At 72.0% G+C, this 20,071-nt stretch carries 16 protein-coding genes, 1 pseudogene and 1 riboswitch; of the genes and pseudogenes, 11 read left to right on the top strand and 6 right to left on the bottom strand.

Annotation, left to right across the window (positions count from 1 at the left end):
- The first annotated feature begins 169 nt into the window (after positions 1-169).
- The 3 genes from V6U90_RS04605 (at position 170) to V6U90_RS04595 (ending at position 2,723) form a co-directional block, all read left to right on the top strand.
- The gene (locus V6U90_RS04605; protein ID WP_334431288.1) at positions 170-628 is read left to right on the top strand and encodes an Lrp/AsnC family transcriptional regulator; all 459 of its coding nucleotides are present in this window, start codon (positions 170-172) and stop codon (positions 626-628) included.
- Positions 586-1,542, top strand: coding sequence for an SDR family oxidoreductase (locus V6U90_RS04600; protein ID WP_334431287.1), 957 nt, complete (start codon positions 586-588; stop codon positions 1,540-1,542). The genes V6U90_RS04605 and V6U90_RS04600 overlap by 43 nt, the downstream gene beginning before the upstream one ends.
- Before the next feature lie 89 nt (positions 1,543-1,631).
- Positions 1,632-2,723, top strand: coding sequence for a PLP-dependent cysteine synthase family protein (locus V6U90_RS04595; protein ID WP_334431286.1), 1,092 nt, complete (start codon positions 1,632-1,634; stop codon positions 2,721-2,723).
- Positions 2,724-2,803: 80 nt separating this feature from the next.
- Here the strand turns inward: V6U90_RS04595 and V6U90_RS04590 are convergent, their stop codons facing one another.
- The 4 genes from V6U90_RS04590 to V6U90_RS04575 all read right to left on the bottom strand — a co-directional run bounded on the left by V6U90_RS04590 (position 2,804) and on the right by V6U90_RS04575 (position 8,663).
- Positions 2,804-3,454, bottom strand: coding sequence for a putative glycolipid-binding domain-containing protein (locus tag V6U90_RS04590; RefSeq protein WP_334431285.1), 651 nt, complete (start codon positions 3,452-3,454; stop codon positions 2,804-2,806).
- Between the two features lie 99 nt (positions 3,455-3,553).
- Positions 3,554-5,308: a DEAD/DEAH box helicase gene (locus V6U90_RS04585; protein ID WP_334431284.1), complete on the bottom strand. Its 1,755-nt coding sequence runs from the start codon at positions 5,306-5,308 to the stop codon at positions 3,554-3,556.
- 268 nt (positions 5,309-5,576) lie between these two features.
- Positions 5,577-7,019 (bottom strand): hypothetical protein, encoded by a 1,443-nt coding sequence (locus tag V6U90_RS04580; protein ID WP_334431283.1) that lies wholly within the window; start codon positions 7,017-7,019, stop codon positions 5,577-5,579.
- A 120-nt stretch (positions 7,020-7,139) separates the two neighbouring features.
- Positions 7,140-8,663 (bottom strand): C40 family peptidase, encoded by a 1,524-nt coding sequence (locus V6U90_RS04575; protein ID WP_334431282.1) that lies wholly within the window; start codon positions 8,661-8,663, stop codon positions 7,140-7,142.
- A 300-nt stretch (positions 8,664-8,963) separates the two neighbouring features.
- On the opposite strand from V6U90_RS04575, the gene mqnE reads away from it, so the two are divergent.
- The 3 genes from mqnE to V6U90_RS04560 all read left to right on the top strand — a co-directional run bounded on the left by mqnE (position 8,964) and on the right by V6U90_RS04560 (position 10,955).
- Entirely contained in the window at positions 8,964-10,133 is a 1,170-nt protein-coding gene (mqnE, locus tag V6U90_RS04570) for an aminofutalosine synthase MqnE (RefSeq protein WP_334431281.1), read from the top strand.
- 57 nt (positions 10,134-10,190) lie between these two features.
- Positions 10,191-10,613, top strand: a complete 423-nt coding sequence (locus V6U90_RS04565; RefSeq protein WP_334431280.1) for a hypothetical protein — start codon at positions 10,191-10,193, stop codon at positions 10,611-10,613.
- 63 nt (positions 10,614-10,676) lie between these two features.
- Positions 10,677-10,955 (top strand): DUF4229 domain-containing protein, encoded by a 279-nt coding sequence (locus tag V6U90_RS04560; protein ID WP_334431279.1) that lies wholly within the window; start codon positions 10,677-10,679, stop codon positions 10,953-10,955.
- 141 nt (positions 10,956-11,096) lie between these two features.
- Here V6U90_RS04560 and V6U90_RS04555 read toward each other — a convergent pair whose 3' ends face one another.
- Positions 11,097-12,446, bottom strand: coding sequence for a C39 family peptidase (locus V6U90_RS04555; protein ID WP_334431278.1), 1,350 nt, complete (start codon positions 12,444-12,446; stop codon positions 11,097-11,099).
- A gap of 209 nt (positions 12,447-12,655) precedes the next feature.
- Here V6U90_RS04555 and V6U90_RS04550 point away from each other — a divergent pair.
- The 4 genes and pseudogenes from V6U90_RS04550 to V6U90_RS04535 all read left to right on the top strand — a co-directional run.
- Positions 12,656-13,972, top strand: a pseudogene (locus tag V6U90_RS04550) (M14 family metallopeptidase); the annotation flags it as partial.
- Between the two features lie 118 nt (positions 13,973-14,090).
- A riboswitch (cobalamin riboswitch) is annotated at positions 14,091-14,171 on the top strand.
- A gap of 117 nt (positions 14,172-14,288) precedes the next feature.
- Positions 14,289-15,224, top strand: a complete 936-nt coding sequence (locus tag V6U90_RS04545) for an ABC transporter substrate-binding protein (protein ID WP_334431277.1) — start codon at positions 14,289-14,291, stop codon at positions 15,222-15,224.
- Between the two features lie 59 nt (positions 15,225-15,283).
- Positions 15,284-16,372 carry a FecCD family ABC transporter permease gene (locus tag V6U90_RS04540; protein WP_334431276.1) on the top strand — a complete coding sequence of 363 codons (1,089 nt, stop codon included), beginning with the start codon at positions 15,284-15,286 and terminating at the stop codon, positions 16,370-16,372.
- Complete coding sequence (locus tag V6U90_RS04535; RefSeq protein WP_334431275.1) at positions 16,369-17,160, top strand: ABC transporter ATP-binding protein; 792 nt, start codon at positions 16,369-16,371, stop codon at positions 17,158-17,160. Before V6U90_RS04540 ends, V6U90_RS04535 begins: the two co-directional genes overlap by 4 nt.
- A 36-nt stretch (positions 17,161-17,196) precedes the next feature.
- On the opposite strand, the gene V6U90_RS04530 is transcribed toward V6U90_RS04535, so the two are convergent.
- Positions 17,197-17,967, bottom strand: coding sequence for a VOC family protein (locus tag V6U90_RS04530; protein WP_334431274.1), 771 nt, complete (start codon positions 17,965-17,967; stop codon positions 17,197-17,199).
- Positions 17,968-18,189: 222 nt separating this feature from the next.
- Between V6U90_RS04530 and V6U90_RS04525 the strand changes: the two genes are divergently transcribed.
- On the top strand, positions 18,190-20,001 hold the full coding sequence (locus V6U90_RS04525; protein ID WP_334431273.1) for an FG-GAP-like repeat-containing protein: 1,812 nt from the start codon (positions 18,190-18,192) through the stop codon (positions 19,999-20,001).
- Positions 20,002-20,071 lie beyond the last annotated feature (70 nt).

Genomic DNA, 20,071 nt, shown 5'->3' with positions numbered 1-20,071 from the left:
CAACACCGGCAGTAGACCGTGTCCGGCAAACGCGAAAAACGCACTGAGTGGGAAGTTAGTAGACTCGATCCCCCGCCTCCCGAAGTGACGAAGCGACTACCCTTTGTGATGTGCAACTGTTGTGGCCCGTCCCGCGTTACGCCTGTCGGGGCACTAGGGTCTCTAATCTGTGGACGCCATCGACCTGAGTCTCGTCGAACTGTTGCGCGGCAACGCCCGGCTCTCCTACGCCGAGCTGGCACGGCAGGTCGGTCTCTCCGCGCCCGCCGTGCACGAGCGGGTCGGCAAACTGGAGGCCAGCGGCATCATCCGCGCCTACCGGGCCGAGGTGCAGCCGGAAGCGATCGGGCTCGGGGTCACCGCGTTGATCGGCATCGTGCAGGACTCCGGGGGCGACACCGAGGACGTCCTGGAGGCGTTCCGGGGGATGCCGGAGATCGAGTCCTGCTACTTCATGGCCGGCGTCGAGTCGTTCCTGCTCAAGGCCCGGGTCGGCACCATCGCCGAGCTGGAACAGTTGATCGTCCGGCTGAACCGGACCGCCGGCGTGGCCTCCACCCGGACCACCGTCGCCCTCTCCACCAAGTGGGAGAACCGCCCCCAACCGGCAACCCCGCCGCCCGCCTGACCGCCTGGCCGCCCGTTCCGCCCGCCTGGCCGGCCCCGGTTGCCGGCCGTTCCGCCCGCCTGGCCGGCCCCGGTTGCCGGCCGTTCCGCCTGCCTGACCGGCCCCGGTTGCCGGCCCTGGCGGTGGTCACCGGAGCAGCCCGTGGCCTCGGTCTGGCCATCGCCACCGCGCTGCACGCCGATGGTTGGCCGGTGCTGCTGACCGACGTGGACGCAACGGCGGTCGCCGCCGCAGCCGCCCCGCTCGGCGGCTGGTCCCGACCGCTCGACGTCCGCGACGAGACGGCCTGCGCCGAGGTGGCCGCCGAGGCGACCGCCCGGCACGGACTCGGCCTCTGGGTGAACAACGCCGGCATCCTGGTCACCGGCCCGTCCTGGACCCACGACGAGGCCACCCGCCGCCGGGTCGTCGAGATCAACGCCCTCGGCGCGATGACCGGTACCCTCGCCGCCCTGGGCGTGATGCGGGAACAGGGGTACGGGCACGTGCTCAACGTCGTCTCGCTGGCCGGCCTGGTCGCCGCCCCGGGTGAGACCGTCTACGCGGCCAGCAAGCACGCACTCATCGCCTTCAGCCTCGGTACCCTGGCGGACCTGCGTGCCGCCGGGTACCGCAACCTGCACATCTCCTGCCTCTGCCCGGACGGGATCTGGACCCCGATGCTGCACGACCGGCTGGACGACCCCGGGGCGGTCGCCTCGTTCACCGGTACCCTGCTCACCGCCGAGCGGGTCGCCGCCCGCGCCGTGCGGCTGGCCCGCCGCCCCCGGCCCGTGGTGTCGGTGCCGCGCTGGCGCGGCGCCCAGGTCCGGCTGCTCGACGCCCTGCCCACGCTCGCCGTCCGGCTCACCCCGCTGGTCCTCGCGGTCGGTCGGGCCGGCCAACGGCGGCACCGCCGGCAGCGGCAGCCCTGAGCCGCGTCGCCGGCAACAGCGGCGGTTGAGCGACAGCGGGAGGTACCGTCGTTGGTCCCCGCCGGGCGGAGCTTGTTACGTTCTGCCCTGTGGAACATCTGGACCGGTGCGACGAGAACGACCGGGTGTGGGTCACCGAGGCGATCGCCGCGGTCGAGGCCGACGCCAACCGCTCCGCCGACACCCATCTGCTGCCCTTCCCACTGCCCCGGGAGTGGGGCGTCGACCTCTACCTCAAGGACGAGTCGGTGCACCCGACCGGCTCGCTGAAGCACCGGCTGGCCCGCTCCCTGTTCCTCTACGGGCTCTGCAACGGGCGGATCGGGCCGCGTACCACGATCGTCGAGGCGTCCTCCGGCTCCACCGCGGTTTCCGAGGCGTACTTCGCCCGGATGCTGGGGCTACCGTTCATCGCGGTCATGCCGGCCTCCACCTCACCCGAGAAGATCGCCCTGATCGAGTTCCAGGGTGGGCGCTGCCACCTGGTCGACGACCCCGGTGCGGTCGTCGTCGAGGCCCGCTGGCTGGCCGAGGACTCCGGCGGCCACTTCATGGACCAGTTCACCTACGCGGAGCGGGCCACCGACTGGCGGGGCAACAACAACATCGCCGAGTCGATCTACGCGCAGCTCGCGCTGGAGCGTCACCCCATTCCGGCCTGGGTGGTCGTCGGCGCCGGCACCGGGGGCACCAGCGCCACCATCGGGCGGTACGCCCGCTACCGGCGACTGCCCACCAAGCTCTGCGTGGTCGATCCGGAGAACTCCGCGTTCTACCCGGCCTGGCGGGCGGCCGACTGGTCGGTCCGCACCAGCAAGGGTTCCCGGATCGAGGGGATCGGTCGGCCCACCGTCGAGGCGTCCTTCCTGCCCAACGTGGTGGACCGGATGGTGCAGGTGCCCGACGCCGCCTCGCTGGCGGCCATGCGGGCCGCGTCGGCGGTACTCGGCCGGCGGCTCGGCGGTTCCACCGGGACGAACCTGTGGGGCGCGTTCAGCCTCATCGCCGAGATGCGGGCCACCGGCCGGCGTGGCTCGGTGGTCACGCTGATCTGTGACGGCGGTGAGCGCTACACGGACACCTACTACTCGGACACCTGGGTCGCCGCGCAGGGGCTCAACCTCACGCCGCACCTGGCCACCGTGGACCGCTTCCTCAGCACCGGCACCTGGTCCGGCTGAGGTGTAAGGAAGGGCCCCTTCTTATCGCATTCGGTATAGGAAGGGCCCCTTCCTAACCGGTCAGCGTCGGGGCTGACCGGTCAGCGCGGACGTCCGGCCCCCGCGCCCGGCCCGACCAGCTCGGCGAGACCCGGATAGTGCCGCACGTACCCGTCCGGATCGAGGTCCAGCTCGGCGGTGAAGCCGTCGCTGGCGTACCGCACCCGCTGGCCACCCAGCGCCGTGTAGACCTGGTCGGTCGGTACCACCAGCAGGCTCGGCACCAGCACCCAGGCGACACTGATCCGTCGCTCGGTACCCGGCTCCGCGTCGAGCAGGCCGAGACGGCGTACCGGCAGGCTGTTGAACAGTGGCGCGGCACCCAGGTCGACGTCGACCGCCGGGCCGAGCCGGTCCGGATCGTCGGTGCCGGGCAGTCCGGCCGGCGGATGGCCGGCAGCGACCAGGGCGGCGTTCAGGTCACCCCGCTCGGCGGTGGTGACCCGCCAGCGGCCGGCCGCCCGTTCCAGGTGGACGGAGCGGAACCAGCCGGCGCCGGACGCCTCCACCGCGAGACTGGTGGTGGCCCACCCGGTGTCGGTGGCCACCTCGTACCGGCAGGTGTGCGGCACCGGGTCCACCGCCTGGGCGACGCCCGACACGGTCAGCCCGCGCCGGTCGTCGAGCCGGGCGTGGTCGCATCCGGCGGTGTCCGTGCGGGTCCAGAAGAGGGACTTCGGCAGGGTCGGCATGAGCCGGACGTTACGGCAGATTCTCCCCACCGACACGGGATCCGGGTACGCCGACGGGCGCCGCCGGTAGCCGGCGACGCCCGTCAGGTGGTTGCTCCGTCAGTGGGTACGCGCCGGCCACCGGCCGCCGGTACCCCGCTCGTCGCGGGGCCGGTCGTGGCGTACCCGGTCGCCGTATCCCCGGTCGTCCCGGGCCTGGCCGCCGACGGGGCGGTCGTCCCGGCCGCGGCTCTCGTGCCGGTAACCGCCGCGTCGGTCATCGGTGCGCCACTCCCCGTGCGGGCGCCCGGCCGCGCCGTCCCGGTCGCCGAACCGCCGTCCAGCGCCGCCGTCCCGGTCGCCGAACCGCCGTCCAGCGCCGCCGTCCCGGTCGCCGAACCGCTGTCCGGCCGGGGCGGCCTCGCGGTCACCGAACCGCCGTCCCGCCCCGCCGTCCCGGTCACCGAACCGCCGTCCGTCCTGCGGTCGGTGGCCGGAATCGCGTCCGCCCTGCGTCCGGTCGCCGTAGCGGTGTCCGCCCTGCGGCCGGTCCCCGAAGCGGCGCGGTCCGCCCGGGCGGTCACCACCACGGCGCGGCGCCGGCTCGTCGACCACCGGTACGCCGCTGGGCTCCCGGGCGCCGGTCAGCTCGGCCAGCGCCGGGTCGCCGATGCGGACCCGGGTCTGCTCCGGCTCGACACCGGCCTTCTCCAGCATGGCCAGCGTGGTCCGCCGCTGCTTCGGCAGGACCAGGGTGGCCACCGCACCCGACTCGCCGGCCCGCGCGGTCCGCCCGGCCCGGTGCAGGTAGTCCTTCGGGTCCTTCGGCGGGTCGACGTGTACCACCAGCGAGACGCCGTCGACGTGGATGCCCCGGGCCGCCACGTCCGTGGCGACCAGGACGTTCATCCGGCCCTCCTTGAACTCGGCCAGCGTGCGGGTGCGTACCCGTTGGGTCTTGCCGCCGTGCAGCCCGCCGGCCCGCACACCCACTGCGGCGAGCTGCTCGACCAGCCGGTCGACGCCCATCTGGGTACGGGCGAACATCATCGTCCGGCCCGGCCGGGCTGCGATCGACGCGGCCACGGCGAACTTGTCGTGCGGCGGGATGAGCAGCAGGTGGTGGTCCATCGTGGACACGGCTGCGGTCGCCGGTGCGGTGGAGTGCGTCACCGGGTCGGTCATGAACCGCTTGACCAGCGTGTCCACGTCACCGTCCAGGGTGGCCGAGAAGAGCAGCCGCTGCGCCCCGGCCGGCGTCTTCGCGAGCAGTTCGGTGACGTCCGGCAGGAAGCCCATGTCGGCCATCTGGTCGGCTTCGTCGAGCACGGTCACCTCGATGTCGTCGAGGTTGCACACGCCCCGCGAGATCAGGTCACCCAACCGGCCGGGGGTGGCGACCAGGATCTCCACACCACGCCGCAGGGCGTCGACCTGCCGGTCGTAGGGCACCCCGCCGACGGCGGTCTTCAGGAACACCCCGACCGTCTTGCCGAGGGGTACGAGGGCGTCGTTGACCTGCATGGCCAACTCGCGGGTCGGCACCAGGACCAGTGCCCGGGGGTGCAGCGGCCGGGCCCGGTTGGCGCGGGCGAGACGGGCCAGCACCGGCAGCCCGAAGGCGAGGGTCTTGCCAGAGCCGGTCTGCCCGCGACCGAGAACGTCCCGGCCGGCGAGCGCGTCCGGCAGGGTGGCGCGCTGGATCTCGAACGGGGTGGTGATCCCCTGCCGGCCGAGCGCGTCGACCAGCGGCTGCGGCAGGCCCAGGGCGGCGAAGTCGACCGCAGGGGTACCGCTCGGCGCGGTGCTCTCGGCGGCGTCGGCCGGGGTGTCGAAAACGGACGGGAACGTGCCGGGGTCAGCAAAGGTCGTCAAGAAAAACCTCTCAGGTGGGGCGCATCTTCGCGATGGCCCCGCCGAGGTTGTTGCTCGCCGTCGAATCGCCCGCAAGATCGCCCATGGGCGCGCGGTGGCGCGCCGGGGTCAGTAATCCACACCAGTGTACGGCCTCGCGGACGGGACACCCGCCGGCCGTTGCGGCGGAGTGGGCCGACTCACGGCCGAACCGGGCTGGGCGCCCAACGACTTCGCCCGGCGGGTAACCGACTCACGGCAGGGCGGCGATCGCCGCCCTGCCCGCCGGTCAGAGTGACAGGTTGCCGAAGAAGTCCCCGATGGCGTCGTTGGCGAAGACCACGATGAGCAGGCTGACGGCGATCAGGACGCCGAGCGCGGCGGCCAGCACGATCACCGCCTTCGTGGTACCCGACTTCGCGGCCGGGGTGTCCGTCCAGCCCTGGGCCAGGATGTGCCCGGTCAGCGAGCCGGTGTTCTCCACCTCGTTCGGCAGGTAGACCGTGGCGAAGCCCGGCCCGTCGAGTTCCCCGCCGTAGACGGTCCCCGGCCGTGCCGCGTCGGGCAGCGGCGCGGTGGGCGGGTTACCGGTGGGGGCGGGACGGGCACCGGGTGCGGTGGGGTTGGTCGGTGGTGGCCAGGTGGGCAGGGCCGGCGCCGGTACCACGGGTGCCGGTGACGCCGGCGCTGCGGAGGTCGGTGCCACGGGTGGTGCGGACACCGGTGGGGGCGCATTCCAGGAAACCGGCGGCGCATTCCAGGAAACCGGCGGCGCATTCCGGGAGGCCGGTGGCGCATTCCAGGAGGCCGGCGCGGCGCCACCGGTCGCCGGGGGCGGCGGGAAGGGCGGCGCCGGCATCGGCCCGGGAGGCGCGGGCGCCGGCGGTGCCGGGGGCAGCGGCGGGGCGGGCGACGGTACCGGTGGCGGGTTCGGGCCGGGCGGCGTGGGCCCCGGCGGGTTGGGACCGGGTACCGGTGGACCCGGGACAGGCGGGGATGGGACAGGTGGACCCGGGACCGGCCGGGGCGGGACCGGTGCCGGCGCGGGCGTGGGGGGTGCCGGCTGAACCGGCTCGGCCGGTTCCGTCGGCCTGGGCGGAGCCTCTGGCTGGTACGGGTCCGGGGTACCCGGCTCGCCGGCCCGGTAGACCCGGGCCGTCCCGGAGCGGGGTGCCGTCGCCGGGCCCATCTCGTCCGGGGAGAGCCGACGCAGGCCCGGCACCGAGGCGCTGGCGCGGGCGGGGGCACCCACCTCGTCCATCGGCCGGCGTTGGGCCGGGACGACCGGCGCCGGTGTGGACGCCGCCGGCCCGTCCGACGGGGCGACGGCTGCCGGGGTGGGTGCTGCCGGAGTGGGTGCTGCGGGGGCGGGTGCCATCGCACCGGCGATCGGCGCCGGGGCGGTGCCGGAGTACTGCTGCCGCGGGCTGGTGAAGGCGGACCAGACAGGGGCGGCAGCCGGGGACAGCGACTCCGCCGGCCCTGATCCGCCGGATCCCTCCGCACCGGTGGCTCCGGCGCGGTACGTGGTGCCGCCGGTGGCGGGGGCGCCGACCGGTGCATCCGGTGCCGGTGCGGTCGCCGTGGCAACCGAGGCCCGGCCGCGTACCGGTGCCGCCGCGCTCCCGGCACCCACCGGGGCGGACCGGGCGGCCGGCCCGGCGCTGTCGGGACCACTGTGGGGCTGCACGTCTGGGGCAGCCGTGGTCGCCGGAACCTCTTGCTCGCCCATGTTCGCCCTCCGCGCCCACGTCCGCGCCCGGACCGGTGGTACCGGCCCGGGTGTCCCTCGATGCCAACCGTGCCATATTCCGGCACGCCAGCACAGGCGGACCGGCGGGTGGGTGATCGGTCAGTCGGTGGTGGGCGTGGCCGGAGCCGACACACTGGTGCTGGCCGACGCCTCGGCACTGCGGGACGCCTCGGTGGTCGGCGCCGCCTCGGTGGTCGTGGAGGTCGGGGCGGCACTGGCGGTGCCACTGCCGGTGGGGCTCGGCGTCGGGCTCGGGGTCGGGCTCGGCCCGGTGGGGGTCGGGGTCGGGCGGGGCGGCAGGGTCGTCCCCGGCTTGCTGGTGGGCGGGGTGGTCGCCGGTGGCTTCGTGGTCGGCGGGGTGGTCGGCGGCTTGGTGGCCGGCGGGGTGGTCGGCGGGGGCGTGGTCGGGGCGGGTACCGCACCGAAGATCCGGGTGGCGGCGTAGAACCGGGACCACCTCACCGTGGACACCTTCACCACGTCACCGGTGGTCGGCGCGTGCACCATCTTGCCGCCGCCGATGTACATGCCCATGTGGTGGATGCTCTGCCAGTTGCTGCCCGAGGCGAAGAAGACCAGGTCGCCAGGCAACAGGGCCGACCGGCTCACCGAGCGGTGCCGGGTGGCGTAGTACTGGTCCCGGGAGACCCGGGGCAGGTCGAAGTAGTCGGCGCCCTTCGACCGGTACGCGGCCCAGACCAGGCCGGAGCAGTCGAACCGGTCCGGCCCCTCGGCCGCCCAGAGGTACGGGTCACCGAGCTGGGCCAGGGCGTACCGGACCGCGGCCATGGCCCGCGGGTGGGCGGCCAGCCCGTTGATGCTGCCGTTGGACAGGTACTGCTCACCGAGCCGCTGCTCGGCGGCTTCCTGCTGCTTCTCCAGCTCGATCAGCTGGGCCTTGTTGTCGTCGCGCAGCTTGCGGAGCTTGGCCTCGGCGGTCTGGTACGCCTTCTCCTTCTCGGTGAACTGGCGGGTCACGTCGTCGACCCGGGCCTGCGCGGTGGCCAGCGACTGGCCGGCGAGCTGGACCGCGGCCCGGGCCCGGGTCGCCTCGCGGGCGGGGGCGGTGGTGTCCGCGTCGGACACCTGGCCACGCTCGATCCGGCTGAGGATGCCGAGGCCGTGCAGGTCCGAACCGAACTGACCGGGCGGCAGCGCCGCCGCGGCCTTGAGTGCCTCGACGGCTGCCGTGTCGGCGGCCTGCTGGGCCCGGTTCAGCTCGACCTGGGCGGCCTTCAGGTCCCGGTCCGCCGCGTCGCGCTGGGCGATCGCGTCGGTCATCGTCTGGCGAAGTTTGAGCAGCTCGTCACCGAGGATCGCGACCTGGGACTCGGCCGCGTAGATCTGCGCCGCGAGCGGGCCGGAGACGAGGTTGGGCAGCTGCCCGCCGGGCGGGACGCTGCCGGGCACCCCGGGGGCGCCGGGGAGCTGGAGCGCGCCGGCGACGATGGGCCGGGAACCGGTGTCGGGGACGCTGTTCGGCAGCGGTGGGTCGGCGTACACGGGGGTGGCCAGCGCCGCCGCGACGACGGCGCCCAGCAGGGCGGACCAGACCATTGGACGCAGCACCGGGGAAACCACCGGGGTACGTCGTCGGGTCCGGAACCTGCTGCTGACGGTCATGGTGTTTTCCCCGTTCCACGTGGTGCAGCCGCGCCCGGTCGCGGCGCGGCTGAGTGGGTCTGCAACCGGTGTTGTGTGTAGTCCTACTTTGTCTTACCTCAATATGCCCACGATGTCGACGGTCGGTCGGGTAACGGGAGCCTGAGAGTTGGGTGAAGACAAGTGCCCGGGAAACACGTCCGGGAGGGCAGGACGGGAGTTCGGTGAAGTATGTCGCTGCCCGGTGGCCGCGACGTGCCGGCGCCGGACCGCGCCACGTAGTCTCGGTGACGGATCGCAGTGGAAGGGACGTGCCTGGAGATGGACGCCGGACTCAAGCGTGAGCTCGAAGCGAAGGTCTACGCCGGGGAGCGGCTGACCCGGGAGGACGGGATCGCCCTCTACGACAGCGACGACCTGGCCTGGCTGGGCCGGCTGGCGCACCACCGGCGTACCGAGTTGAACGGCGACCGGGTGATGTTCAACGTCAACCGGCACCTCAACCTGACGAACGTCTGCTCGGCCTCCTGCGCGTACTGCTCGTTCCAGCGCAAGCCGGGCGAGAAGGACGCGTACACGATGCGCATCGAGGAGGCCGTCCGCAAGGCCAAGGAGATGCAGGACGAGCAGCTCACCGAGCTGCACATCGTCAACGGTCTGCACCCGACGCTGCCCTGGCGGTACTACCCGAAGGTGCTCCGGGAGCTGAAGGCCGCCCTGCCGACGGTCAAGCTCAAGGCGTTCACCGCGACCGAGGTGCAGTGGTTCGAGAAGATCAGCGGGCTCTCCGCCGACGAGATCCTCGACGAGCTGATCGACGCCGGTCTGGAGTCGCTCACCGGTGGCGGTGCGGAGATCTTCGACTGGGAGGTACGCCAGCACATCGTCGACCACGCCTGCCACTGGGAGGACTGGTCCCGGATCCACCGGCTGGCCCACTCGAAGGGGCTGCGTACCCCGTCGACGATGCTCTACGGTCACATCGAGGAGCCCCGGCACCGGGTCGACCACGTACTGCGGCTGCGCGAGCTCCAGGACGAGACCGGCGGTTTCACGGTCTTCATTCCGCTGCGCTACCAGCACGACTTTGTCGACTCGGCGGACGGCAAGATCCGTAACCGGATCCAGGCTCAGACCACGATGGCCTCGCCGGCCGAGTCGCTGAAGACCTTCGCGGTCTCCCGGCTGCTCTTCGACAACGTGCCGCACGTCAAGTGCTTCTGGGTGATGCACGGCCTGTCCGTGGCGCAGCTCTCGCTCAATTTCGGCGTGGACGACCTGGACGGCTCGGTGGTCGAATACAAGATCACCCACGACGCCGACTCGTACGGCACGCCGAACACCATGCACCGCGACGACCTGCTGCACCTGATCTGGGACGCCGGGTTCCGCCCGGTGGAGCGGGACACCCGCTACAACGTGGTCCGGGAGTACGACGCCGCGCCCCCGCTCGCCGAGCGCCGGGCCGAGCCGCAGCAGGTCTGGGCCTGACCGCGCAGGTCGGGGCGGCGTGGCGGGTCCGAGCCGCTCACGTAGGCTCGTGACGTCATGAGCGAGGTGCGGAGCGGGTACCCCCGGCGGGACGCCGAGGGACGTATCCGGGTGCTGGGCGACCTGCTCGGGATCAGCCTGGCCGGTCTGGTCACCGGGGTGCTGGCGCTCGTCCTGTTCGACGCCGTGCTGGCCTTCCTCGGCGCGGGGGAGTTCGGTCGGGCGAACGGTTGGCTGGCGCTGATCCTGCCGGGCTGGCTCTTTCTGGAGGAGTTCCGGGCCTGGGCGTTCGGGGCGGCCCGGGTGGTCGCCGCCCTGGTGGCCGCTGCGGTCGGGCTGACCGGTGGGCTGCTCGCCGCCGGGCTCGCCGGGGGTCTGCCGGCGCTGGCCTCGGGCGCGCTCGCCGCGACCACCTGCACCATGCTGTACGCGCTGATCTGGTTCCACGGCGTCCGGTGGCTGGCCCGCCGGACGGGTTGACCCAGGGCCCGACCGGCCGGTGCGGAACGCCGAGCCGCTGCTGAGCGGGAACGGAGAGACGACTTGAGTGCCGCAGTGAAGTACACGCTGGGCCGGATCGGCCTGTTCGTGGTGGTGTTCCTGGCACTCCTGCCGGTGGACCTGAACTTCTTCCTCAAGATCATGCTGGCGCTGGTGTTCTCCGCCGCCGCCTCCTTCTTCCTGCTCCGTGGCTGGCGGGACGAGATGGCCGAGGAGATGGCCGGCGCCGCCGAACGGCGCCGGACCGAGAAGGAGCGGCTGCGGGCCGCGCTGGCCGGTGACGACGAGCCGGGTGACGGGAGTAAGAGCGCCTCCCGCTGACCGGATCCGTGGCGGAGTGGCTCCGGCCCCGGTCGCCGTTGACCGGGGCCGGAGCCGGCATCGGGGGCGCCCGGTCCGGGGTGCCGCAGGCCGGAGCCCGTACCGGCACACCCGGTCCCGGGCACCGTCTCCGGTGGCGCCCTACCAGTTGGTCGAGCCGGCCACCGTCGGCCAGGCCACGTCGTACGGCTTGATCAGGTAGACCACGCCGCCCGGGCCGCTGCCGACGCCGCCGCTGGCCGTGGTGCGCTTCGTCCGCAGCCAGATCTGCTCGAACTGTTCCCGCTGGTAGACGTTGCGGACCACGTCGTTGCTGGAGGAAGCGGGGTCGTTGACGATCACGTCACCCTCGGCGGTGAAGCCGACCACCACGAACAGATGGCCGGCGGTGCCGTAGTTGGCCCCGTCCAGCTCGCTGGCGAGGAACGACTGGCTGGTCACCACGGGGATGCCGGCGGCGATGAAGTGCTCCAGCTCGTCCAGCGAGTGCAGCCGGGTGACCTTGCCCTCCAGACCGGGGAACGAGGCGGCGTACGCGGTGTTGAACGGCCAGTTCCCGGCGCCGTCGTACTGGTAGTCGTAGACCATCCGGGCCGCGTGGTTGACGGTCGGGTCCGGGTAGGTCGGGTCGACCCAGGCGGTGTCCTGCGCGGACGGCCGGCGACCCCAGTACTCGACGACCATCTCGGTGGAGGTCGGTGAGCACCAGGCCTGGCCGCCGCCGTCGTACTCGGGGTAGTGGCCGCTGTGGATGTTCTGCGAGTAGCGGGGTACGGCCAGTTCCCGGCCCCAGGCGATGCCGCCGGTGCTGGGGGTCACCGTGTACCGGTCGGGGACGAACGAGGCCATCGCGCCGACCATCCGGACCAGCGGTGCGGCGGTCTGGCCCGGCGCCCGGTGCAGGGTCAGCCGGAGCTGGTACGCCCGGAGCAGCACCCCGGCGGTGACGTCGTTGATGGCGAAGGTGTCGGTCCAGACGCTGGACACCTTGTCGCCCTGCTTGTCGATGCTGGTCCGCCGGATGTCGCCGTCGCCCGAGGCCCAGCGGGACATGACGTACCAGGGGGTCTGCCGACCGTCGGTGTAGGTGCCCTGGAGGTCGACCTGGATCCAGGTGCCGGCCGGGGTCTCGGCGTTCCACGAGGCGATCAGTTCGCTGGCGTCGAAGCCGACCGGGGTGACCGGTGAGGTCCAGGTGCCGTACTCCCAGTTGCGCCTGGTGCCGGTGTGCGGGTCCTTGTAGGACGTGGTGCCGAGCGGGGTGCCCAGGGTGAGGCCACCGCGCGGGTCGGCCGTGGTGACCGTGCCGGCGTGCGTGCCGGTCTGCCAGTCGGCGGTACCGGCGAAGTCCCGGTAGTCGATCTGCTCGTCGTGGGTGGTGACGGGTGTCGGGCGGGGTCGGCCGGCGGTCGCCGGGGTGACGGTGGTGCCGAGGAGGGTGAGCGCGGTGGCGCTGGCGAGGGCGACCGCGTGCAGGCGGGGTCTGGCCATGGGAGCTCCGCGATGACTCGGTGGGATCGTCTGGCGTCACTATCCCTTTCGGAGGGAAGTTTCGCCAGAGGTGCCATGATGGAAAATCTTTGCCGGCGCGATGTCCAACCTGGCATGGAATTTATAGTGATCGATATTGATATGACCATGTGATGGGTGGTGGAGTGAAGATCCACGCAGCGGATCTTCCGCACTCCCAGGAGGTGGGCATGCCCATCCGTTCATCCCTCACCCCACGCCGCGGCATCGTGCTAGCGGTCGCCGTCGTGATGGGGCTCTTCGCGACGGCGGCCGGTCCGGTATCGGCGGAACCCGGCCCGAAGCGGTCCGACGAGTCGGCCGCCGCCGTGCCGTACCGGGTGATCGGACCGCGGACCCTCGCGGACCGTACCGCCGTCGCGGGTACCGGTGCGGCCATCGACTACTCCGAGCACGGCGTGCTGCACGTCTCGGCGACCCGGTCCGAGGCGGCGGCGATCACCCGCCTCGGCTTCACACTGGAGGCGATCGCCGCGCTACCGCAGTCGTCCGAGGTCGGGATCAACGGCTTCCCGGCGGCCGACTCCAACTACCACGACTACGCGGAGTTGACCGCCGTCGCGAACAAGGTCGTCACGGACCATCCGTCCATCGCCCGCAAGATCAGCATCGGTACCTCGTACCAGGGCCGTGACCTGATGGCGATCAAGATCTCCGACAACGTCGCCACCGACGAGGCCGAGCCGGAGATCCTCTTCAACTCCCAGCAGCACGCCCGGGAGCACCTGACGGTGGAGATGGCCATCTACCTGATGAACCTCTTCACCGACAGCTACGGCACCGACTCGCGGGTCACCAACGCGGTGAACACCCGGGAGATCTGGATCATCCCGACGGTCAACCCGGACGGCAGCGAGCACGACATCGCCACCGGCTCCTACCGCTCGTGGCGGAAGAACCGGCAGCCGAACAGCGGCTCGACGTACGTCGGCACCGACCTGAACCGCAACTGGTCCTACAACTGGGGCTGCTGCGGCGGTTCGTCGGGCTCGCCGTCCTCGGACACCTACCGTGGCCCGTCGGCGTTCAGCGCCCCCGAGACCTCGGCGGTGCGGAACTTCGTCAACAGCCGGGTGGTCGGCGGGGTCCAGCAGATCAAGGCGAACATCGACTTCCACACCTACTCGCAGCTGGTGCTCTGGCCGTTCGGCTACACCTACAACAACACCGCCACCGGGATGACCGCCGACCAGTACAGCACCTTCGCCACGCTGGGTCAGCAGATGGCGGCGACCAACGGCTACACCCCGCAGCAGTCGTCGGACCTCTACATCACCGACGGCAGCAGCATCGACTGGATGTGGGCCACCCACAAGATCTGGGCGTACACCTTCGAGATGTACCCCGGTTCGTCGTTCGGTGGCGGGTTCTACCCGCCCGACGAGGTGATCCCCGCCCAGACCTCCCGCAACAAGGACGCGGTCCTGCTGCTCAGCGAGTACGCCGACTGCCCGTACCGGGTGATCGGCAAGCAGGCCCAGTACTGCGCCGCCTGACGGCCGGTACCGGTTCCTGATCCGCCAATGGGGCCCCGGCCACCCCCACGGGGCCCCATTCCCCCTGCTCGGACGTGCGCTACGGTGCTAGCGACCGCCCCGCAGCGAAGCCGGTGGGAAACCGGCGCTGTCCCGCAACTGTGATACCCCCGTCCCGAGCCCTCCCCGGGCCGGCGTGGGGTGAGCCAGGTCGCCTGCGGAGCGGTCGCGAACCGCGCTCTCGAGGAAGGGGCGCCTCGCAGGCGGGGCGCAGACGTCAACGGCCCCTGTCGGCGAAGCACCAGATCCTCGACCGACAGGAGGACCGATGTCCAGACGTACCCCTCGTTTGCTCGCCGTGGCGCTCGCCACGGCGACCGCCCTCACTCTCGGTGCCTGCGCCGACAACACCGCCGAAACCCCGGCTGCCCCGTCCAGCGCGGCGGCCTCCTTCCCGGTCACCGTCGGCACGCTGACCCTGGAGAAGCGTCCCGAGCGGATCGTCTCGCTCTCGGCCACCGCCACCGAGATGCTCTTCGCCATCGGCGCGGGCAAGCAGGTCACCGCGGTCGACGACAACTCGGACTACCCGGCCGAGGCGCCGAAGAGTGACCTCTCCGGGTTCAACCCGAACGCCGAGGCGATCGCCGCGAAGACCCCCGACCTGGTCGTGATCTCCAACGACATGAACAAGATCGTGGACCAGCTCACCACCCTGAAGATCCCGGTGTACCAGGCGCCGGCGGCGAAGACGCTGGACGACTCGTACCGGCAGATCACCGAACTGGGCCAGCTCACCGGGCACGTCACCGAGGCGACCGACGTCACCAAGCGGATGCGGGACGACATCGCCAAGCTCGTCGCCGACCTGCCCAAGCGTGCCGAGCCGCTGACCTACTTCCACGAGCTGGGGCCGGAGCTGTACACCGCGACCAGCAAGACCTTCATCGGGTCGGTCTACACCCTCGCCGGTCTGCAGAACATCGCCGACCCGGCCGACGCGGACGGCAGCAAGGGCGGTTACCCGCAGCTCTCCCAGGAGGCGCTGATCAAGGCGGACCCCGACTTCGTCTTCCTCTCCGACACCAAGTGCTGCCAGCAGACCCCGGAGACGGTCAAGGCCCGCGCCGGCTGGGCCGGCCTCACCGCCGTGAAGAACAATCAGGTCGTACCGCTCGACGACAACGTCGCCTCGCGTTGGGGCCCGCGCGTCGTTGACCTGCTCCGGGCCATCGTGGACGCCACCGCGAAGGTGCCCGCGTGACGGTCGTCCCCGCGACCCCTACCGGTGCGACCTCCACCGGTTAAAAAGGGGCCCTTCCTATGCAGAAAACGATAAGAAGGGGCCCTTCCTTACCGGCCCGGCCGGCCGGGCTGCGGCCCGGCTGGCTGGCCGGCGGGATCCTCGCCGTACTGGTCGCCCTGATCGCCGGGGTGGCCTTCGGGCCGGTGAGCCTCCCGCCCGGCAGCGTGGCCGTCGAACTGCTCAACCTGATTCCCGGGGTACGGCTGGACAGTGGCCTCACCGAGCGGGAGATTGCCATCGTCACCGAGTTGCGGCTGCCCCGGGCGGTACTCGGCCTGCTGGTCGGCGGGCTGCTCGCCCTGGCCGGCGGCTGCTACCAGGGAGTGTTCCGTAACCCGCTGGCCGACCCGCACCTGCTCGGGGTGGCGGCGGGAGCCGGCCTCGCGGTCACCGTGGTGATCGTCCTGCGCCCGGCCGGTGGGGATGGCGACCCGCTCGCCGGCCTGCCGGTCACCATCCCGCTGGCCGCGTTCGTCGGCGCGAGCGGGGCGGTGCTGATGACGTACCTGCTCGGGGCGGCCGGTGGCCGGGACCGGTCCCCGGCCACCCTGATCCTGGCCGGGGTGGCGGTATCGGCCTTCCTCGCCGCCGGTCAGACGTACCTGCTGCAACAGGACGCGGAGAGCATCCAGCAGGTCTACTCCTGGCTGCTCGGCCGGCTGGCCACCGCCGGCTGGCACGACGTGCTGGTGGTGCTGCCGTACGCGGCACTGACCTCGGTCGTCGTCCTGCTGCACCGCCGGGAACTCGACGTGCTCTCCGTCGGTGACCAGGAGGCGGCCAGCCTCGGACTGCACCCCCAGCGGTCCCGGCTGCTGCTGGTCGCCGCCGCCTCCCTCGGTACCGCTGCGGCTGTCTCGGTCTCCGGGCTGATCGGTTTCGTCGGGATCATCGTGCCGCACGCCGTACGGCTGCTCGCCGGATCGAGCTACCGGTCGATCCTGCCGCTCGCCATGCTCTTCGGCGGGGCGTTTCTTACCCTGACCGACATGGTGGCCCGTACCGCCGCCGCCCCCGCCGAGATCCCGATCGGGGTGGTCACCGCCTTCTTCGGGGCGCCGTTCTTCGTGCTCGTGCTGCGCAGCGCCAAGCGGGTGCTGACATGACCGCGCCCGGTTCGGCGGTACCCGCCGTCGAGGTTCGTGACCTGTGGGTACGTCTCGGCGGGGCGCCGATCCTGGCCGGTGTCGACCTGACGGTCGCACCCGGCGAGTGGGTGACGGTCATCGGGCCCAATGGCGCCGGGAAGTCCACCCTGCTGCGCGTCGTCGGCGGTCTGCTGCCCCCGTCCGGGGAGGTCCGGCTGCACGGGACGCCGATCGACCGGCTGCGCCGCCGGGACCGGGCCCGGGTGGTCGCCACCGTGGCACAGTCACCGGTCGTACCGCCCGGGATGGCGGTACTGGACTACGTGCTGCTCGGCCGTACCCCGTTCATCCCGGCGCTCGGCCGGGAGTCAGCCGCCGACCTGGCGGTCGTGCACGACGTACTGGACCGGCTGGACCTGGCCGGGTTCGCCGGACGGGAACTGGCCACCCTCTCCGGTGGGGAACGCCAGCGGGTCTTCCTGGCCCGCGCGCTCGCCCAGGGCGCCACGCTGCTGCTGCTCGACGAGCCGACCAGCGCGTTGGACATCGGACACCAGCAGGAGGTGCTGGAGCTGGTCGACCAGCTCCGGGCCGATGCCGGGCTGACCGTGCTGGCCACCATGCACGACCTGTCGGTGGCCGGCGAGTACGCCGACCGGCTGGTGCTGCTCGCCGGGGGGAAGGTGGTCGCCGCCGGGAAACCCCGGGAGGTGCTCACCGAGGAACTGCTCGCCACCCACTACCGGGCCCGGGTGCGCGTTGTCGACGGCGAGCACGGCCCGATCGTGGTACCGGTCCGGCGCTGAGTACCGCCCGAGGCCGGCGCGGCTGAGCGCTGCCGGTCAGTCGGGTGGAGCGAGCGCGATGACCGAGAAGGCGGCGCCCTGCGGGTCGTTCAGCACGGCGTACCGACCCATCGGGATGTCCCGGGGCGGCACCATGATGATGCCGCCCAGCTCGGCGGCCCGGGCGGCGGTCGCGTCGCAGTCGGCGACCGCGAAGTACACCCCCCAGTAGGCGGGCAGGTTCGGCGGCCAGTGCTCGTCCAGGGCCGGCATCATCCCGGCGACGATCCGGTCACCGAGCCGCCAACCGGTGTAGGTGACCGTGCCCATCGGCTGGTCCTCGGGCTGCCAGCCGAAGACCAACGCGTAGAACTCCTTGGCGCCGGCCGGATCCGGGGTGGTCAGCTCGTTCCAGCTCAACGCCCCCGGCTCGCCGAACAGTTCGGCGCCGCGCATCGCCCTCGGTTGCCACACCGAGAACGCGGCCCCGGCCGGGTCGGCGAAGACGGCCATCCGGCCCTGCTCGCCGATGTCGAACGGGTCGACGATGACCTGCCCGCCGGCCGCCTCGACCCGCCCGGCCGCCGAGTCGACGTCGTCGCTGGCGATGTACGTCGACCAGATGGCCGGCTGACCGGGGGTGGCCGGGGGCCCGGCGCCGGCCACCGCCAGGCCGTTCCGTTGGAAGATCGTGTAGCCGTCCGACTCCGGGTCCGGTGACACCTGGCCGGTCCAGCCGAACAGTTCCGGGTAGAACCGCGTGGCGGTGTCGAGGTCCCCGGTGGCCAGGTCCACCCAGCAGGGCGTACCCGCTTCCACGGTGCTCACCGTCCACCTCCACGCGCCCGACGCTCTCCGATCGCTCTGTCGATCCTGGCACCGCCGATGGTCGTACGGGCTTGAATCTAAGGAAGGGCCCCTTCTTAACGCTTTCCGTTGTACAAGGGCCCCTTTTTAACACTCGTGCCAAACGAGGGCCCAGCACAGGGCGGCGGCGCAGCGGGACGCTGATCTAGGCTCGGTTTCCCCTCATCTGGGAGTACACGTTTGATGCCTCCAGCACGCCGACCGGCCGGCGGTACCGCCGCAGCCATGGCCCTCGGTCTCCTCGTCGCCGCCGTCTCCGGCCCGGGACCGGGTGCTCCGGTACCGGTCGCCCAGTACGCCGACACCCCGACCCCGGCGACCGTCGAACCCGGAGTGCGTCCCACGCCGGTCGACCCGGTCGGCCGGTTGGCGGCACCGATCACCAAACCGGCCAGCCCGATCGCGTCGACCACCGATCCGGCGCGGCGGGTGCCGGCCCGGCCGACCGCGTTGACGCCCACCCGGCCGGCGGTACGTGCCGCCACCACGACCGGCGGGCCCAGCCGGTTCGACCTCGACGGCGACGGGCTGGACGAGATCGTTGTCGAGGGCTTCGTGCAGAAGGGCGACGGTTCCTGGGGTAACGGGATCGTGATCCGGTACTCCCGGGACGGCTACCTCCAGCACCTGCTCAAGCCGAGCGGCCCGTTGCTCGGCTCGTACTTCGGAGAGTCGCTGACCGCCGGTGACTTCAACGGGGACGGGTACGCCGACCTGGTGGTCGGTGACCGCCAGGAAGCTGCGGTGCCGGGCGACAGCACCACCAACTGGGCCGGTGGAATCTGGATCTTCTACGGCGGCCGGTACCCCGTCGATCCGGCGAAGGCCCAGCACCTCACCCAGGACACTCCTGGCGTGCCGGGGATGGCAGCCGCCTGGAACGAGTTCGGGCAGCAACTCGCGACGGGCGACCTGAACGGCGACGGTTACGCGGATCTCGCGGTCAGTGCGGACGGCGAGGCCGTGGCCGGCCACGAGCGTGCGGGTACGGTGATCGCCCTCTTCGGTGGCACCACCGGGATCGATCCCGGCTCCGGGCGGCAGTTCAGTCAGGACAGTCCGGATGTCCCCGGGGTGGCCGAGCCGGGGGACTGGTTCGGGGACGCGCTCGGGATCGGTGACGTGACCGGCGACGGCTACGCCGACCTGCTGGTCGGCACGGGTGGCGAGTTGGAGGACAACGACCGGCAGAACGGTGACAACCGGGTGACCCTGTTGCCGGGCTCTCCGGAGGGTCCCCGGAGCCTTAGCGCGACCCAGCTCCTGGCGCGCGACCACGAGGGTGTCTCCATCGACGTGATCCGTGTCGCCGACATCGACCGGGACGGTTACGGAGATGTACTGGCGGGTGCTCCGCGCAGCGCGCATGGTGCCCTGCTCTACGTTCCCGGAGCGCCGACGGGGTTGCGGGCGGAGGGGGCCAGGATCTTCCGCACCTCGACCGACTTCTACGGGGGTGTCACCGACCCCCAGTTCTTCGCCATCTCCATCGGCACCGGTGACGTCACCGGGGACGGCTATCCCGACGTGCTGCTCGGCAGCGAGGGAGCGCCGTACATCGGCCACCAGCGTGCCGGCGCGGTGGTGCTGCTCGTCGGCGGGCCGGACGGGCTGAACTGGAACCGTCGGATGAGCTACCGCCAGGGCCAGGCTCCGGCACACGCCCCCCGCTACCGGATGGAGCAGCCCGAGATGTGGGACCATTTCGGGCGGTCTGTGACCATTCTGAACCTGGACGGTGCGGGCCCGATGGACATGCTGGTCGGCGCACCGTACGAGAAGATCGGCGAGGAGAACAGCCCGTCCGGCGTGCTCACCCGGCTGGTGATCGAGCAGCGTACGGCGGTGCAGGGCCATCCGGCACCCACCGCTGTCCGCCCGGTCGGCGCGTCCCGGCTCCCGGCCATCCTGGCGACGAAGCTCTGGTACCGCGTGGACCTGTACAAGCCGGGTGGCGGGAGCATCTCCGGTATCGGTGGCGTACTGCTGAACTGACGAGCCGGCGCGACCCGCTCAGCCGGCGCGACCCGCTCAGCCGGCGCGACCCGCTCAGCCGGGCGGGTCG

It is taken from the genome of Micromonospora sp. CPCC 206060, from assembly GCF_036906895.1.
GTDB lineage: Bacteria > Actinomycetota > Actinomycetes > Mycobacteriales > Micromonosporaceae > Micromonospora.
Note: the sequence above shows the minus strand (reverse complement) of the source record. Positions and strands in the feature narration are given on the sequence as shown.